This is a genomic window from uncultured Campylobacter sp. (assembly GCF_938040115.1).
Taxonomy (GTDB): domain Bacteria; phylum Campylobacterota; class Campylobacteria; order Campylobacterales; family Campylobacteraceae; genus Campylobacter_A.
This window is the reverse complement of the sequence record NZ_CALHXD010000009.1, coordinates 1-15,666: the sequence shown is the minus strand read 5'-3', so window position 1 is coordinate 15,666 and position 15,666 is coordinate 1. Positions and strand designations below refer to the sequence as shown.

14 protein-coding genes are annotated in these 15,666 nt (G+C 46.4%); 4 read left to right on the top strand and 10 right to left on the bottom strand.

Annotated elements, in window-relative coordinates:
• From Q0314_RS00410 to rpsU, 10 genes are all read right to left on the bottom strand, one after another.
• The coding region (locus Q0314_RS00410) for a dynamin family protein (protein ID WP_298055271.1) at positions 1–1,566 on the bottom strand (1,566 nt) is incomplete at its 3' end.
• A 157-nt stretch (positions 1,567–1,723) separates the two neighbouring features.
• Positions 1,724–3,088, bottom strand: a complete 1,365-nt coding sequence (locus Q0314_RS00405; RefSeq protein ID WP_298055270.1) for a coproporphyrinogen III oxidase family protein — start codon at positions 3,086–3,088, stop codon at positions 1,724–1,726.
• A 278-nt stretch (positions 3,089–3,366) separates the two neighbouring features.
• A complete protein-coding gene (locus Q0314_RS00400; protein WP_298055267.1) occupies positions 3,367–3,963 on the bottom strand; it encodes a hypothetical protein in 597 nt (198 codons plus the stop codon).
• Complete coding sequence (locus Q0314_RS00395) at positions 3,960–4,901, bottom strand: hypothetical protein (protein ID WP_298055264.1); 942 nt, start codon at positions 4,899–4,901, stop codon at positions 3,960–3,962. The genes Q0314_RS00400 and Q0314_RS00395 overlap by 4 nt, the downstream gene beginning before the upstream one ends.
• A gap of 5 nt (positions 4,902–4,906) precedes the next feature.
• Entirely contained in the window at positions 4,907–5,404 is a 498-nt protein-coding gene (locus Q0314_RS00390; protein WP_122872912.1) for a YajQ family cyclic di-GMP-binding protein, read from the bottom strand.
• Positions 5,405–5,406: 2 nt separating this feature from the next.
• Positions 5,407–6,336, bottom strand: coding sequence for a D-2-hydroxyacid dehydrogenase (locus tag Q0314_RS00385; RefSeq protein ID WP_298055262.1), 930 nt, complete (start codon positions 6,334–6,336; stop codon positions 5,407–5,409).
• Between the two features lie 9 nt (positions 6,337–6,345).
• A complete protein-coding gene (locus tag Q0314_RS00380) occupies positions 6,346–7,524 on the bottom strand; it encodes a glutathionylspermidine synthase family protein (protein WP_298055260.1) in 1,179 nt (392 codons plus the stop codon).
• 2 nt (positions 7,525–7,526) lie between these two features.
• Positions 7,527–8,171 carry a UPF0323 family lipoprotein gene (locus tag Q0314_RS00375; RefSeq protein WP_298055251.1) on the bottom strand — a complete coding sequence of 215 codons (645 nt, stop codon included), beginning with the start codon at positions 8,169–8,171 and terminating at the stop codon, positions 7,527–7,529.
• Positions 8,168–8,833, bottom strand: coding sequence for a DNA-binding protein (locus Q0314_RS00370; RefSeq protein WP_298055248.1), 666 nt, complete (start codon positions 8,831–8,833; stop codon positions 8,168–8,170). Before Q0314_RS00370 ends, Q0314_RS00375 begins: the two co-directional genes overlap by 4 nt.
• 109 nt (positions 8,834–8,942) lie before the next feature.
• On the bottom strand, positions 8,943–9,155 hold the full coding sequence (gene rpsU / locus Q0314_RS00365) for a 30S ribosomal protein S21 (protein WP_002951513.1): 213 nt from the start codon (positions 9,153–9,155) through the stop codon (positions 8,943–8,945).
• 172 nt (positions 9,156–9,327) lie between these two features.
• Here rpsU and ccoG point away from each other — a divergent pair, with 172 nt between their 5' ends.
• The 4 genes from ccoG to Q0314_RS00345 all read left to right on the top strand — a co-directional run.
• Positions 9,328–10,680, top strand: a complete 1,353-nt coding sequence (ccoG, locus tag Q0314_RS00360; RefSeq protein ID WP_298055245.1) for a cytochrome c oxidase accessory protein CcoG — start codon at positions 9,328–9,330, stop codon at positions 10,678–10,680.
• A 63-nt stretch (positions 10,681–10,743) separates the two neighbouring features.
• Positions 10,744–11,376, top strand: coding sequence for a TetR/AcrR family transcriptional regulator (locus tag Q0314_RS00355; RefSeq protein WP_298055243.1), 633 nt, complete (start codon positions 10,744–10,746; stop codon positions 11,374–11,376).
• A 116-nt stretch (positions 11,377–11,492) separates the two neighbouring features.
• Positions 11,493–12,677: an efflux RND transporter periplasmic adaptor subunit gene (locus tag Q0314_RS00350; protein ID WP_298055240.1), complete on the top strand. Its 1,185-nt coding sequence runs from the start codon at positions 11,493–11,495 to the stop codon at positions 12,675–12,677.
• Positions 12,677–15,666, top strand: a 2,990-nt coding sequence (locus Q0314_RS00345; RefSeq protein WP_298055235.1) for a multidrug efflux RND transporter permease subunit, incomplete at its 3' end; no start/stop codon positions are given. The genes Q0314_RS00350 and Q0314_RS00345, both read left to right, overlap by 1 nt.

The window sequence follows — 15,666 nt, the reverse complement described above, 5'->3', positions numbered from 1 at the left end:
TCGGCTAGCTAGCGCGGCTTTTTGCTCGTTTAGCTCGGCGAGCCTTTGCGACAAGCTCAAATTTGAGCCCGTTAGCTTTAAAATCTCGCTTTGCGTATCCGCCGCAAACTGCGCACAGACGCGGCCAAGCTCCTTTTTATAGGCCTCGATACCAAGGCGAGATTTTTGGCTACTAGGCCCAAAAAGCGTCTCGTAAAGATACTGCTTAAACTCCTCGACGCCGCTGTTTTGTCCGCCCTCAAAGTAGCTTTTGGCGCTCACGGCGAAAAACTCCGCCCCGATACCCAGCTCCCGCGTGCGCTCCTCGACGCTCTTTTTGGCGTAGGCGGCGACCTCGTTTAGCTCGCCTTCTTTTAGCACGTCCGCGTGAGTTAGCAACACGGCGAGCTTTACGGCATGCGAGTTTTGCAAGCTTGCGACGATGAAGTCCAGATCCTTTTGCGTGGCGCTTTGCGAGACGTTCATCAGGTGCACCATCAGGTCGCACTCCTGCATAAATCTCCGCACCAGCTCCTCGCGCGCAGCCACCGCGTCGTCGATGCCCGGCGTATCGATGATGCGCACGTTGTCCTTTAAAAGCTCCAAATTTTCGTAGAGATCGACGCTTTTTACAAATTTAGCGTATTTGGAGTCCGCCGAGGTGTAGAGCTTGATCTCGTCTGTTTTTACGGTTTTGCTAGCGGGCTGATCGGAGCAAATTTGATCCGCGCTAGAGCTTTTAAATGCGGCTTTTGATTCGCCCTCCGTGTCAAATTTGGCGGTTAAATTTTGCGCCGTTTCGCTCGGATCGCCCTCAAATTTGACGCCTGTTTCGCCGTAAATTTGGGCTATATCGTCATATTGATCTTTTGCTATGCCAAGCTCTTTTAGCTCCGTCTTGCTCCAAAAATTTACCTTCGCAAAAGGCTCGGGTGCATACTTTAGCACGGTCAAATTTACGGTTTCCGGCACATTTGAGGCGCCCAGAATTTTCTTGCCCAGTAGCGCGTTTAGCAGGGTTGATTTGCCCGCGTTTATGACGCCCGTGACCGCGACGTTAAACTCTAGCTCGTGCGCTTTTTGCCTCGCTTTTGCTGCCGCGTTTGCGACGTGCGCGCCCGGGTTTAGTGACAAAATTCGCTCGCAGATATCGTTTAGCGCGTCTATTTTTTGATGAAAGACGTCTGATTTTTTAAAATTTGCGCCCTCTTGTTCGTTCCCTGCAGGCAAATCTGCGCTAAGAGAGCGCAAAAACGCCGCAAGCCGCTTAAAATGCGCGGCGGAGATTATATTTTCGGTTTGCAGGATTTCTAAGGCGGCCAGGAGTTTTGATTTTGAGATTTTTGCGGATTTTAGAGCGTTTATCGCGCCTAGCTGAGCGCACTGCAGGCTGTATATATCGGCCTTTAGCCCAAGCGCGTAAAGGATATCTCTAAACTCCTTTAGCGCCATAAATCTATCGAAATTCTCCGCATCCGCCGCGAGTAAAACGGCGAGGCTTCGCTCGTCTGCGGGAATTTGCGTCTTGGGGTCTAAAAATAGCTTAAGAGTGCCCCAAATTTCGCTTAAAAATTTATCCGTATCCACCGCTTCGCCTTTGGTAAAATTTGCGCCCGCAAGGTCGCTTTCGGGGCGAAATTTAGCATAAATTAAATTTAAACAAGCTTGGGTGGCGGGTTATTTTCACGATAAATTTAAAGCGGTTCGCAGGAGAGATAAATTTGACGGCAAAATCGCGTCAAATTTACATAGCGGCTCGCGGCTGAATGATGTTTTGATCAAATTTTTGCTCGGTGTCTTCGCTCATTATGCGCAAAATTTTGCTGCGTTTGATCTTCGCGTCGTTTTTAAATATCGCGCGCACCTTGTCCATGCCAGCGTAGAAATCACGCATGAGCACGACGCAGATGTACTTGCCAAAAAACGTCGGCTTTATTACGCCGTTTTCTTCGTAGATCGCATTCACTAGCTTTAGCAAGCTAAGCTCGACGAATAGATCTTTGTTGATGTTTGCGTCATTTTGCTCGTTGTAGGCTTTGATATCGACCGCACCATCAAAAAGCCTTGTTAAAAATGTATATTTTAGTCTCTCTTTTTTGCTAAATGCGCATTTTGCGATGACCGGGCTTTGCCTGTCTTTGATCTTTCTGCCGTAGTCAAGTAGGTTAAAGGCGTTTATAACTAGCTCGCCGTCAAGAAAGCTAAAAGCACCGCTGCCCACACCAACATACTCTAAATTTGAGCCCACGTATTCGTCGCGAAGGTCTGCGCTTTTTTCATTTGAAAATGCCCAAGCGTTGCTTTGTCTGTAGTCGCTTTTAGCAAATTTGCTCACGATTATCTCGTAAAATTCGCGCTCGTTATCGACGTTTGAGACGCCCAGCGAGCGAGCGATGTTCTCTCTCGTTAGCTCCGATTTCATGAGTGGATAGAAAGTGATCTGCTGCGGAGAGATCGATTTTGCGACGTTTATGTCGTTTATGAGCTGCTCTTTTGTTTGATTTGGCAGGTTAAAGATGAGATCCAGGCTGATGACCGGGATCTTGCCCAGAGCCTGCTCGAGCTTTCTTTTTGTCTCTTCAGCCGAGCCAAATTTCTCATATCTGCCGACTCTTTTTAGTGTCTCGTTATCAAAGCTTTGCACGCCTACGCTTAAGCGGTCGATAAGCCCGTCAAAACGGCTGAGGCTTTCTGGCGAGATGTGGTTTGGATCGCTCTCGGCCGAGATATCTTCGATGCTAAAGAGATCTTTGGCGAGTTTTAGCGTCTTTTCAAGCTCGGGTTCGTTAATCAGCGTCGTGCCGCCGCCCACGTAAAGCGAGCTAAAATCAAAGCCGGCCTCTTTTATCTGCCTCATCTCCTCACGCAAATTTTCAAAGTAAATTTTCGCAAGCTCCTGCTCGTAATGATACTTGTGAAACGAGCAATACGGACAAAACGTGTGGCAAAACGGCACGTGAGCGTAAAGCATATACTCTGTATTTTCGCGCGGCGTTTTTACGTATTTTTTATCTAAGATGTCGATATTTAGGCCGTTATAAAGAGATTTTTGCATGGTATTATGGGCATAATTAATCGAAAATCTTTCTATAATATTCTTAAAACCCATAATTAATTTTCTCCCGTAAATCCAAATTTATGTTCGTAAGGATATCTAAAATTTTATTAATCTCGCCTTGAAAAGGGCTGAATTTGCCGAAGTTTTATCAAAATAGGGCGTAAAATTTAAAATTTCAGCCCGTATTTTGAAGCAAAAATCTACCTGCATATCCTTGATATTTGTTTGCTTTGCGCAAAATTCGCCGCCAAGTTACAGCTTGCTTAGGATTTAGCATAGCGGTTGTGGGTAGCCGCGGCTAGATATCTGGTTTATATTATTTACCGAGTTTAGCGCATATCGCCCGCCTTTTGCTTTGAGATTATCAGGCTTGAGTCCAGCTCGAATTTCTCGCCGCTTTTAGTCTGCAGATAGTAAAATTTACCCAGAGCCGATAGGACTTTGACGTTGTAGAGCTCTACGGAGTCGTCTCGCTTCCAAGCGTACGTTTTGCAGACGGGAGAGAGATTTATCGCGCTTGCCTTGAGCGGGCCGCTACGATTGCCGTTTTTATCGTACGTTAAAACCGAGTTTTCAAAAACGACCTCATCGCTAGACGCAACGCCTATATCTTTGCCGTTAGCGTCTATAAATTTTATCTCGTCGTTTACTCCGCTAAAAATATACGTCTCGTTGCCGTCTTTTACGGCTAGCTCGGCCTTTTGTTTATTGTACGAGACGATTTGCGCCTTTTGTTTTGCGTAGCAGCCGTCCTTCGCTCCCGCGCCGATACAGCCGTTTTGATTATTTTGGCAAACGCTTTTTGGCAAAGCATTTAAGGCGTCTTTTTTGAGCGATAGCATTTTGTAGTTTATATTTCCCAGATCGGCTACTTGGACGATTTTACCGCTCATAACCGCGACGATGACTAAATTTATGATTATCAAAGACCAAAAATTATCTTAAAATAATCTATATCCTTAGATGTTATCAACGCCCTAAACAAAACGGCAAAAAATGCCATAAAAAGCACTAAAAAAGCGGTAGTAAACCCATCCTCGCTTACGCGGACGTAGGCAAACAGAGCCACCATAAACGGAGTCGCAAAGGATAAAAATCCGTGCGATATCATAAAAAGCAAAAGAGGAATGTCGAATTTACCGTTTTTAAAGCTGCAAAGTAGGCAAGATACGACTATCGGCGCTATAAACGCCGCAAAATAATAGTTTAAATCTGCCGCAGCCGGGAAAAAATATCCGGCGCCTATAAATGCTATACCCACAAGCGTGGCCATCAGATAAATCGCGTAAAAAGGCTTTTCGTTTTTTTCGTCGCCATCGTCAGAAACGATCAAAACTAAATGCAAAGCGGGAAATATATATAAAATAATAAATAAACCAAAACCCGATATCGCTAGCGCGCTAAGTAACGAAAAGATGCTTTCGCTACCGGCTACCGAGAAAAATCCGATATTTTGCCAAAAGATAAAATATATTATAAACGGAATCAGCCCCAAAAACGCGATTAGAACCTGATAGTATTTTTTCACGCGGCGAATTTGCTCCGAGACGAAAAGCTTGATACGCTTTTGATTATATACTTCGTTGTATTTTTTATAAACGTCCGAATCGCGGCTTAATTTATCCAAATTCGCAAGCAAATTTACCTGGCGATAAATTCTGTCGTTTAGCTCGTCTATATCCGCAGCCGTTTGCGAATAGTTATCGCAGCTAAGGTTTTCAAATTTAGCCAGTCTATCTTTTAACAGACCGATTAGTCCCAAGACATCCTTGTCGCACTCTTTATTTTTAAGCGTTTTGATAAAATCGCCGTACTCCTTTATGGCGCTATTTTTTTCTTGGATTAACTTTTTAAAATTATCCATTAAATTTACTTCAAATTTTTAAAACTAATCGGTAGCTCCAAATTTAGCCCCTTCACGAGTCTTATGCACTCCTGCAGATCATCGATGCTTTTGCCGCTTACGCGCACCTCTTCGCCTCGGATCGCCGCAGTTACTTTTAGCTTTGCGTCTTTGATCGCTTTGGTGATTTTCTTCGCGTTTTCGCTATCTAGGGTGTCGTTTAGCTTTAGCGTCGCCTTGATATTTCCACCGCTAGCGCTCTCGCGTTTGCTCTCGGTGACGGCTACGGGCGGGATGTTTCGCTTGATGAGCTTTGAGATGACGATGTCTTTTAGCGCGTCGATTTTGTTGTCGCTAGAGCTAAGAAGCGTGATGATTTTTTCCTTTTCGTTTAGCTCCACTTCAGCCGCAAGCCCCTTGAAATCATATCTCGCTGCGATCTCTTTTTTCGCCGTCTCCAGCGCATTTTTGACCTCCATCATATCGACCGCCGCGCTTATATCAAAACTATGCTCAGTTGCCATTTTTATCCTTTCAAAAATTCTTTTATATTTTCCGCGATCATCGCTACGAGCCGCTCTCTAGCCTCAAAACTCGCCCACGCTACGTGCGGAGTGAGTATCAAATTTTCCTTGTTTTTGATACGAAGCAGCGGATGATCTGCGCGCATGGGTTCGGTCTCTAGCACATCCGAGGCAAATCGCAGGTTTCGCCCATCTATCGCGCGAGCTACGGCGTTTTCATCCACGATGCCGCCACGTCCGAAGTTCATGAGCAAGGCACCCTCTTTCATCAAATTTAGCTCCCGCTCGCCGATCAAATTTCGCGTTTTTTCATTTAGCCCAGCGTGGATACTCACGATGTCGCAGCCGCTTAGAAGCTCGTCTAAATTTAGCCTTTTAAACTCGGCGTTTGCGTTTACGCCGCTAGTGGAGTAGTAGCTCACATTCGCACCAAATGCCGCCGCGATGCGCGCCACGCCTCTTCCGATCTCGCCAAGGCCGATGACGCCAAAGCTCTTGCCCGCGATCTCGCCGATACTACGGTCTAGATTCGTAAAAATTTCGCTCTTTGCCCACTCGCCGCTTTGCGCGTAGTTATCGTAAAATTTGATGCGATTAGTCAGCGCAAAAAGGCAAGCAAACGTATGCTGCACGACGCTGGCCGTCGAGTAGCCCGCGACGTTTTTTACCGCGATGCCTTTTGCTGCGGCGTGCGCGAGATCGACGTTGTTCATGCCTGTCGCGCTGATGCAGATCAGCTTTAAATTTGACGCGTCCATCACGGCTTTGTCGATGACGACTTTGTTCGTGATGACGACATCCGCGCCTTTTAGTCGCTCTACGCGCTCGTTTGCGGCGGTCGTCTCAAAGCTAACAAACTCTCCAAACTGCTTAAAAATGTCCAAATTTACGTCGCTTCCAAGCGTCGCGGCATCGAGGCATACTATTTTCATTTTGCGTCCTTATTTGATAAAATGCCCCACAAATTTGGAGTAGTTATCTAAAATTTCGCCGCCCCTGCGATATCCCAGCGCGCACGCCTCGTAGGCGAAAAACACGCCCGCTTGGTAGCTATTATTGGCGGCGTCTTTGTTAAATTCGTAAAATTCCTGATAGATCGCGCGATTTTGACCGTAGTCGCCGCCGTTTTGCGAGCTAATGCTGCCGTCGGCCTCAATCACGCTCACGTTTGCGCCCTCTCGGCCGAAAACCGGCTTTTTCACGCATTTTTTGCCCGCGATCGGCTTGTCGCTAGCTTGCAGCAAGAGCGGGTGATTCGGATATAGGTCCCATAAAATTTTCAAGATGCCTTTGCTTTGGAAAAGCAGCGTGTATGCGGGATTTAGGATGATGGCTTTTTGATTTTGGACGATGTTTTTTAGGATGATGGCTAGCTCGCCTTCCTCTACGGCGATGTCCTCCCACGGCACGAGCTTAAACCAATACTCGTAGTTTTCGCCGTCAAAAAACACGCCCTCCTCGTCGTTAAATACGACCTCGTGGGCGTAAGCAAACGCCGTGTGAAAGCCCGCCTCCTCGGCGATGTACTGCAGTAGCTTCACGGTCTGCTCATCCTCGCTGCTGCCAGCCACAGAGCTAAATAAAATTTTCCAGCCCTCATAGTGCTCGTTAAAGCTCTCCGTCTCCTCATCTAGCGTCACTAGGCGTTTGAAATTTTGTTTTAGCGCGTCATAAAGGTCGTTAAACTGCGCGCTCTCGTCCATGCGGTTAAATTTGAGCGCCGCCCACTGGATGATCGCCGTCTCAAACACGGCCGTCGGAGTGTCGGCGTTAAATTCGATCAGTTTTATCGGCTTGCCATCCAGCCCGCCGGCTAAATCAAATCTACCGTAGAGGTGCCAGTGCACGTCGTTTTCCCAGCTTTCGCGCACAAGATCCACGAGGTTAAACGGGATGCCGACCTCGTGGTAGAGGTTGTTGTCGATGACGTGTTGGGCGGCTGCGACGAACATATCGTATAGCTCGTTTGCGGCATTATAGTAGGCCTCGGCCTGCGCCTCGCTCACCTCTACTAGCTCGTCTGCTACGTAGTCGCTGCCGTCTGGATCCGTATGCCACGTAAAGCCGATTTCGCTTAAAAATTCGTTATTTAGCGGGCTGATTTTTTTTAAATTTATCATGATTAACCTCCAAAACTTGAACTTGAACTTGAGCTCGAGCTTGAGCTACTTGATCCGCCGAAAAATCCGCTTTTTCCGCCGCTAGGCTTACCTGCCGAGCTCGTGGCTTTGGCTTTGTTAAAGCTATCGACGCTCCTTGAATACGCGCTTGGGTTTTTATACGCGCTTTGGCGCTGCGACTGATAGCCCGGGTTGTTAAATAGCTTGTTGCCGATCCAGCTACCGATGATCGCGCCCGCAGCCGAGGCTAGAAGCGTCTCGCCAAGGCTCATACCGCCGCTTGAAAGTTGCGCGTTTTGAGTGTTTGAGCCGGTTAAATTCGACGTTCCGGCGTCGATTTTAGCGTTTTCCTCGGCGATTAGCTTGTCCATCTCCTCTTTGCTCAGCACGCGCTCGGTGCCGTTGATATCCTTTAGCACGACGCGCGTTTCGCTGCTTGGGTACTCCTCTAGGACTTTATATTTTCCCGGCGCAGTCTCCTCGATGATGACGAACGCTCCCGTTTTTTGCGCCGCTTCGTTTAGCGCGCTACTTTCTCCTCCGTTATCGTTGCTGCCGCAGCCAACCAGCCCTGCTATCACGACCGCGCCAAAGCCGCCCACAGCAGCATAGCTGGCTACTTTTTTTATGCCTTTAAAAACTCTCATTTTTTATCTAGCTCCTTTGAAATTTTCTTGCTTTTTACCATTATCACGCCTTTTTTAAATTTGATAAATTTTGATTTTCCGATGTTTTTTATGATTTTATTTTGCGTTTTTTTAAGACTCTTGCCGCTTAAATTTTGCGATTTTAAAAACTCGGCCAAGCTCGTCCATTTGCCCTCATTCTCAGGTTTACTCTCGACAAATTCTACGTCGATGGGGGCTACGTATTCGCCGTTTTGGCGAGCTAGCAGCGGACGCTCGAGCATACTTAAAAATCCTCTTAGTTTCTCGTCTCTTTCGCGGTAAATTTGAGCTATTTCGGTTTTATTGTTTAGCAAAATTTGCTCTTTTTCGCGAAAAAGCCTCTCTTTATCGGCTTGCAAATTTTGATTTTGTTCTTTTAGTTCGCTAATTTGCGAGAGTAGAAATTGATTCACGTCAAATTCGCCGGCTTTCGCCACTTTTTTTGACTCCGAGCTTTTAGCGGATTTCGAAGTTTTGGGCGCTGATTTGGGTGCGGTTTGGGGCTCGTAGCCTTCTAAAACCACGTATTTTACGCCGTCTTTTTCAAAGGTCTTTAGCGTTCCGCGACGAATGCGGTTGTAGACGGCTTCCTTGGTTACGCCTAAGATTTCCGCGGCCTCGCTCACGGGCACTTTGGACATATTTTTCCTTTGATCGTTAAATTTGGCGTAGATTATGGCAAATTTTGGCTTTGATGCGAGTTAAACGGGTGTTTGAAAAAAGAAAAGGCCGCCGAAGCGACCCTTTTGGTTAGAGCTTTGACTCGTAGCGTCTAAGCATATATAGACGTTTAAGCATTTTCTTGCGAGCCGCGATTTTTTGTTTTTTGCGGATCTCGGTCATAGGCTCGAAAAAGCGTCTTGCGCGAACTTCAGTCACGACAAGGTTCCTGTCGGTTTGCTTTTTGAACTTTCTGTAAGCTTCGTCAAAAGACTCGTTAGGATGTACCTTAATACCAGGCAACGTCCTCACCACCTTTCAATTAAAATAGACGGCGATTATAGTTTAAATTTGATAAATTTAAGCTTTGCCAGCCGTCAAAAATGCGGATTAGAGAAAATATGTAATTAAGGATTTTAATACGCGATTAAGGCATTAATCTTATAATCTCGCTATTTTGCAATTAGGAAAAATAATGACCAAAGAAGAGTATAAAAATTATTTCAAATTTGCTAGCAAACGCTATATAGCCTACATCTTGATAACCTGTACCGCGCTTGTTTTGCCTTTTATAACTATCGGCGGAAATCAATTTTTCCTATTAAGCTTTGAGCGCAGCGAGCTGCATCTGTTTTTTGCCAAATTTAACGTCCAAGAGCTGTTTTTGATGCCTTTCGTGCTCATCATTTTTTTTATTTTTATATTTTTTATGACGAATTTAGGCGGCCGCGTCTGGTGCGGCTGGAGCTGTCCGCAGACGATATTTCGCGTGATTTACCGCGACCTTATACAAACTAAAATTTTAAAAATCCGCAAGAGTGTCTCAAATAAACAAACGCAGGCTGAGGGCGGCGTCAAAAACGCGCTAGCTGTCGCGATCTGGAGCGTTTTGGCCTTTATCGCAGCGGCGAATTTTCTCTGGTTTTTTGTCCCGCCGCAGGACTTTTTCGCTCAAATTTCAAATCCCGCCGAACATAAAATTTTACTCGGAGCTTGGCTTGTTATCGCGGCGTTTTTGATATTTGACGTCGCGTTTTTGGGCGAAAACTTTTGCATTTACGTTTGCCCATACGCCAGAGTGCAGTCCGTGATGATCGATAGCGACAGCGTGCAGGTCATATACGACGAGACGCGCGGCGGTAAAATTTACGACGGGCAAACCAAACTCTGGAAAAAACCGCCCGATCCGCAAAACGAATGCACGGGCTGCGAGGCCTGCGTGAAAATTTGCCCGACGCACATCGACATCAGAAAAGGCATGCAGCTAGAGTGCATAAATTGCCTGGAGTGCGTGGATGCCTGTACAAAAACGATGTCGGGGCTAAATTTGCCTAGTCTAATTAGCTGGACAAGCTCAAATTCGCTAAAAACCAAGCAAAAAGTGCGGTATTTGCGCTTTAAAACCATCGGTTACTGCGCCATCATCGCTATCGCCGCAACCGCGCTAACGCTAATGAGCGCCAAAAAAGAGAGCATGCTGCTAAATATCAACCGCACGAGTGAGCTGTATAAGATAAATAAAAGCGGCGAAATCGAAAACGCTTACGTGTTTTTGTTTGAAAACACCGACGCGCAGGCGCATGAGTTTTATTTTGACATTAGCGCGGACAAAGCTAAAGCGCCGATAAAAATCGAGCGCCCAAGGGATCAAATCCCTCTAAAAGCGGGCGAAAAAAAGAAGATCGTAGTCGTACTAAGCGCGCCTAAATCGGCATTTGCCAAGACTGGCGAGCAAACGACGAAGATAGAAATCTCCGCCTACGCAGCGGATAACAAAGAAAAGATAAATGTTAAGAGACGGACGATTTTTGCCCATCCAAGTGAGTAAAAAATTATTTTTTTATAGTATAATCATATTTTAAGATTTTTTTGAAATTTGAGGGCTAGAAAAATGAATACGAAACCGACGAAACGAAGCGCCGAGAGAAAAGAGAAATTCATCCAAGCCGGACTTGAAATTTTCCTCGAAAAAGGCTATGAAAACACGAGTCTAACGGATATAATCAAAAAAAGCGGCGGGTCGCTGGCTAGCGTTTATAAATTTTTTGAAAACAAGGAAGGTCTTTTTCGCGCCATCGTAGAACGCGGATTTGACGACTTTAGAACGCAGATAGACGAGAAAATCGATCTCAGTTTATCGCATAAATTGGAGGATTTTTTAATCAAATTCGCCGCAATATTTTTCGACATAATCTGCGACAAAGAAACGACGCTAATTTCAAGAGTTATGATGAGCGAGGGCGCAAAAAACGACGGCATGCTCGGCAAGGCGTTTTTGGAGCAAATTTTAAGTAAATTCGATAAAGTTTTGATAGATTTTTTCGAGCGCGAAGATATAAAAAAACAGCTAAATCCCGACATCTCGCCTTACGTAGCGGCTAAGGCGTTTGCCGCGGTCGTCAGGGAGCCTTATCATTATAATGCGATTTTGCTAAACGAGGACATAGCGCTAAACGAAAAAGAGCGCGAAGAGCACGTAAAAACGAGCATAAATATATTTTTACACGGCATCAAAAAACGCTAAATTTAACGACTTAAATTTGACTTATCGAGAAAATAATAGTAAAATTATCTACTTGTTTTGTAACATACATTACAAACGCTAAATTTAAAATAATCTCCGAAACAAAAGGTAAATTTATGAGAAATTTTAAAAATATCTCGGTTTTATTATTAGCATCGCTACTTTTTACGGCATGTTTTGACGGTAATGACAAAAAAGACGCCGCGACAGCCGGGCAACAACGACAAATGCCGCCCTCAAAGGTCGACGTATTCGTAGCTAAAAAATCAGACGTACCGATCAGCTTTGACTACGCCGCGACTCTAACGAGCCAGCAAGACGTCATCGTCTATCCTAAAGTAAGCGGCACAATAATCAAGCAATTTTTCAAGCCCGGCGACAACGTAAAAGCCGGTGATAAGCTGTTTTTGATAGATCCGGAAAAATACCAAGCAAGCTACGACGCGCTTGAAGCCGCTATCGGCGTAGCAAACGCAAATTTAAAAAACGCTCAAACCGAATTTAACAGAATCTCAAATTTATATAAGAAAAATGCCGTTTCGCAAAAAGAGTACGACGCGGCCGTTTCGGCGCTCGAAATCGCAAACGCAAATTTACTAAGTGCCAAAGCCAGCGCCAAAAGCGCGAAAATAGATCTAGGTTACACGAGCATCGCCGCGCCTTTTGACGGCGTCTTGGGCGATAATCTCGTAGACGTGGGATCGCTAGTCGTAGCAAACACGACCCAGCTAGTGCGCCTAACCAAAATCAATCCGATCGAGGCGCACTTCCATATCTCCGACGTAGATAACTTAAACCGTGTCAAAATGCAAGAAAGCAGCCTCTGGGTACAGACAAACTCGGACGCCGTGCTAAAAGTAGGCCCTAGCGAATTTGACGGTAAGGTAAATTTTATCGATAACGTCGTAAATACGAACATGGGCAGCGTTTTAGCCAAGGCTGAATTTAACAACGACGAGGGCAAGCTGCTACCGGGAATGTTCGGCCACGTGACGATGGGAGGATTTTATCAAAAAGACGGCTTTAAAATCCCTCAACTAGCGCTCCAGCAAACCGACGTCAAGACCTACGTACTAGTCGTAGAGGACGGCAAAGTAGCCTCAAAAGACGTAAAGGTAACCTACCAGACGAAAGACGCCGCAGTCGTTAGCCAGGGGCTAAACGAAAATGATAAAATCATCTTAAATAACTTCCTAAAAATCCGCGTAGGCGCACCCGTAGAGATAGATAAGGATCTAACCGAAAGCTTTGGCAAGGGCGTAAATTTAGAGCCTAAGGCCGAGCAAGAAAAGGTCAAGTGATGTTTTCTAAGTTTTTCATTGACCGCCCGATATTTGCCACCGTCGTATCTATCATCATAGTTATCGCGGGCGCGATGGCGATAAAGGGGCTTCCTATCGAGGAGTATCCGAAACTAACCCCGCCTCAAATCTCCGTTAGCGCCACCTACACGGGCGCTGACGCCCAAACTATCGCAGACTCCGTAGCTAGCGCTATAGAAGATCAGATAAACGGCGTAGAAAATATGCTCTACATGCAAAGCACCTCAAGCTCGAGCGGCTCGCTAAATATCAACGTTTATTTTAAAATCGGCACCTCAGCCAAACAAGCCACGATCGACGTAAACAACCGCGTCCAAGCCGCGCTCTCAAGACTGCCTCAAGAGGTGCAAAACATGGGCGTAACCGTGCGCGAACGTAGCGGCTCGATCCTAGAGGTAGTCGGCTTTACGAGTTCAAACATGGACTTAGTCGAGCTATATAACTACGTAAATTTAAACATCGCAGACGAGATCAAAAGGGTTAACGGCGTGGGCGATACCGTGCTAATCGGTAGCAAAGAGTACTCGATGCGAATTTGGCTAAAGCCCGATTTGCTCGCCTACTACAAGCTAACTCCTAGCGACGTAATCGCCCAAGTAAAAATCCAAAATAGTCAATACGCCGCGGGTAAAATAGGCGAACAGCCATCGGATGGGGATAATCCTTACGTTTACTCCGTTCGCACGGGCGGACGACTCAAAAATGCCGCGCAGTTTGGCGATATAATCATCAAAAGCGCCGACGGAGCCGTGCTAAAACTAAAAGACGTAGCGACCGTGGAGCTAGGAGCGGCTAGCTACGCATCAGACGCGATGCTAAACGGCCAAGACGCCATCCCGCTTCTAATCTTTATGCAAAACGACGCTAACGCCCTAGCCACGGCACAAGCGGTAAACGCAAAGCTAGACGAGCTAAGTAAAAATTTCCCTGCGGGCTTTAAACACACGGTCGCATATAACCCGACCGAATTTATCGAAGTCTCTATCCATGAGGTCGTAAAAACCTTTATCGAGGCGATGATCTTAGTTATCATCGTTATGTATATGTTTTTAAAGAGCTTCCGCGCGACTATCATCCCGATGCTAGCCGTTCCCGTGTCCATCATCGGCACCTTTGGCGGACTGTACGCGATGGGATTTAGTATAAATTTAATCACCCTTTTCGCGCTCATCCTTGCTATCGGTATCGTCGTGGACGACGCTATCATCGTTATCGAAAACGTGGAGAGAATTTTACACGAGGAAAAAGACATCACCGTCAAAGAAGCGACCTATAAAGCGATGGAGGAGGTACAAACCCCGGTCATCTCGATCGTGCTTGTTTTATCGGCCGTTTTTATCCCCGTTTCTTTTATGGAGGGTTTTGTCGGCGTGATCCAGCGCCAGTTCGCGCTCACTCTGGTTACTTCGGTTTGTATCTCGGGCTTCGTCGCGCTTACGCTTACTCCTGCGCTTTGCGGCGTTATGCTAAAAAAACAAGAGAGCAAACCGTTTTGGTTCGTGCAGAAATTTAACGACTTTTTCGACTGGAGTACGAAAATTTTTACCGCAGGCGTTGCAAAGGTACTTCGTCACGTGATAATCAGCCTTATTTTGATAGGCGTTATGGGCTTTGCGACTTTCGAGCTGTTTAAAAAAGTCCCTAGCGGCCTCGTACCGTCCGAAGATAAGGGCGTGCTGATGGTTATCACTTCGTTACCGCCGTCAAGCAATATGCTAAAAACCAAAGAAGAGGTAAAAACTATCAGCAACATGGTTCTAAGCAATCCAAACGTCGAATTTACGATGGGTTTTGCCGGATACGATATGCTTGCGGGCGCGCTTAGAGAAAACTCTGCCATCAGCTTTATCAAGCTAAAAGATTGGAGCCAGAGAAAAACGCCGGGTAGTCAAGCAGACGCGCTAACCGGGCCTTTTAACGGTATGCTTTGGGGCTCGAAGGAGTCGATGAGCTTTGTCGTAAACGTCCCGCCTATCATGGGTTTATCTATGACCGGCGGCTTTGAGATGTATCTACAAAATAAAAGCGGCAAAAGCTACTCCCAGATCGAAGAGGATGTAAAAAAAGTAGTCGCCGCCGCAAACGCTCGCCCGGATCTAACCAGCGTGCGCTCTACGCTAGAGACTAATTACCGCCAGTTTAAAATCGACGTCGATAGGCAAAAAGCCCAGATGTTCGGCGTGAGCGAGAGCGAAATTTTTAGCGCGATAGGCTCGACTTTCGGCTCTTACTATATCAACGACTTTAGCCTTTTTGGCAAATCCTACCGCGTCTATGCCAGAGGCGAGGACCGATTTAGAAACAATCCCGAAGACTTACGTAAAATTTACGTCCGCTCAAAAGGCGGCGAGATGATACCGCTAAACTCCGTCGCAACTCTAACTAGAATTTTGGGTCCGGATATCGTAGATAGATTTAATCTTTTCCCTGCGGCTAAGATCCAAGGCGACCCAAAACCGGGCTACACGTCGGGAGACGCGATAAAAGCGATACAAGAGGTAGTCGAACAAACGCTAAATATGGAAGAATACTCCATCAGCTGGGCGGGCACGGCCTATCAGGAGGTTAGCTCGCAAGGCACGGGCTCTACGGCGTTTATCTTCGGTATGATTTTCGTATTTTTGATCCTAGCGGCGCAGTATGAGCGCTGGCTAATCCCACTAGCCGTTATCACGGCCGTTCCGTTTGCGGTTTTCGGCTCGCTAGTCGCCGTTTGGGCTAGAGGACTAACAAACGATATCTATTTCCAGATCGGACTACTGCTTCTCATCGGTCTATCGGCTAAAAACGCGATCCTTATCGTCGAATTTGCGATGCAAGAAAGGCTAGCGGGCAAGAGCGTATTTGACGCGGCCGTTAATGCGGCAAGGCTTCGCTTCCGCCCGATCGTCATGACCTCGCTCGCGTTTACCCTGGGCGTTTTTCCGATGGTTATCAGCACGGGCGCTGGCGCCGCGTCTCGCCACTC

What these genes read in the sequence shown, in the direction of transcription:
- Q0314_RS00405 (WP_298055270.1), bottom strand. Translation starts at nt 3,088, where the DNA reads ATGGGTTTTAAGAATATTATAGAAAGATTTTCGATTAATTATGCCCAT.
- Q0314_RS00395 (WP_298055264.1), bottom strand. Translation starts at nt 4,901, where the DNA reads ATGGATAATTTTAAAAAGTTAATCCAAGAAAAAAATAGCGCCATAAAG.
- Q0314_RS00390 (WP_122872912.1), bottom strand. Translation starts at nt 5,404, where the DNA reads ATGGCAACTGAGCATAGTTTTGATATAAGCGCGGCGGTCGATATGATG.
- Q0314_RS00385 (WP_298055262.1), bottom strand. Translation starts at nt 6,336, where the DNA reads ATGAAAATAGTATGCCTCGATGCCGCGACGCTTGGAAGCGACGTAAAT.
- Q0314_RS00380 (WP_298055260.1), bottom strand. Translation starts at nt 7,524, where the DNA reads ATGATAAATTTAAAAAAAATCAGCCCGCTAAATAACGAATTTTTAAGC.
- Q0314_RS00375 (WP_298055251.1), bottom strand. Translation starts at nt 8,171, where the DNA reads ATGAGAGTTTTTAAAGGCATAAAAAAAGTAGCCAGCTATGCTGCTGTG.
- Q0314_RS00370 (WP_298055248.1), bottom strand. Translation starts at nt 8,833, where the DNA reads ATGTCCAAAGTGCCCGTGAGCGAGGCCGCGGAAATCTTAGGCGTAACC.
- ccoG (WP_298055245.1), top strand. Translation starts at nt 9,328, where the DNA reads ATGACCAAAGAAGAGTATAAAAATTATTTCAAATTTGCTAGCAAACGC.
- Q0314_RS00355 (WP_298055243.1), top strand. Translation starts at nt 10,744, where the DNA reads ATGAATACGAAACCGACGAAACGAAGCGCCGAGAGAAAAGAGAAATTC.
- Q0314_RS00350 (WP_298055240.1), top strand. Translation starts at nt 11,493, where the DNA reads ATGAGAAATTTTAAAAATATCTCGGTTTTATTATTAGCATCGCTACTT.